The following is a 1,015-nucleotide window of genomic DNA, read 5'->3' as shown; positions in this document are numbered from 1 at the left end:
CTTGAGAGTTGTGCCATTTATTGGAAGTGTCATTGTTTATCCATACTCTTCCATAATCAAAACCCACAAATAAACCATACTGCATTGGAATAATATTGTTTTTTAACGAGCCCAATGCCTGGCGTATTTCTGTATTTTGGTAAAATGATTTTTGCCCGGTAAAACGTTGATTTCTAAAGCCTCGTAGCCCGTCATTTCCACCGACGCTAGCGCCTTGATAAAACTCAAAATCTTCACTAAAATTTAAGTGGCCTTTAAATTTTGTCGCCAAAACTAAGTTACCGGAGTTTACCAATTTGTAATTAAAACCCAATTCCGGTATAAGGTAAAAAAAGTTGCGGTTGCTTTGTTCCAGGTTTTGTGTATAGCCGGATTCAAGCTGTGCATGAATACCAAGTGTTGGGAATACAGTATCGTCTTGATTTTCAAATGAAAAAACAGTATTTACAGTTCCAAAATGTTGGGTATTGAAAACATCATTAGGAACTAAATTGGTGCCGTCTAAGATTCTGTTAGGTGTGTTTTCTACTTTTACGCTTTGGTATTTTATACTGGTTAAAACTTCTATGCCACCATAGGTTCGCCATTTTAAACCCGATTGTAAGGTAAATTTCTCTAAAAGTGTTCTGTTAAAATCCAGCCCCAATTCATCGTCGTTATTTAGTGTTTCGTTACCTAAAGCAAAAAAGTTAGTGCTATATTTTGGAGTATTATAGGCTGTCTCTACTACTAAATTTACATGATTAAACACATTGGCAAACTCTCCTGTATAAGTTAGTTCAAAACCAGAAGTTGCTGCGAAATAAGATGCTCCAATCTTGTGTTGACTTGTAAACGGATTGCGCTCTAACCCATAAGTGATCTGTGAAAAATTGGCTCCAACAATCAAACCTTCATCGGGATTATAACCTAAGCTGGGTAGTAGTTGTTTGAATGTGTACTTATGTTTTTTGTAATTGTAAGTGTTTAGTTCATAATCATCTCGGAGCTTTATAGTGGCCTTTTTGGCGTTTTC

Annotated in this window: 1 protein-coding gene; it reads right to left on the bottom strand. The window is 36.0% G+C overall.

The window, feature by feature from the left end; all coding sequences use genetic code 11:
- Window positions 1–1,015, bottom strand: a 1,015-nt coding sequence (locus tag AC6F75_RS12525) for a ShlB/FhaC/HecB family hemolysin secretion/activation protein (protein WP_500715397.1), incomplete at both ends; no start/stop codon positions are given.

It is taken from the genome of Planktosalinus sp. (assembly GCF_059864935.1).
The sequence above is the reverse complement of the archived record's forward strand: the minus strand, read 5'-3'. Positions and strand labels throughout refer to the sequence as shown.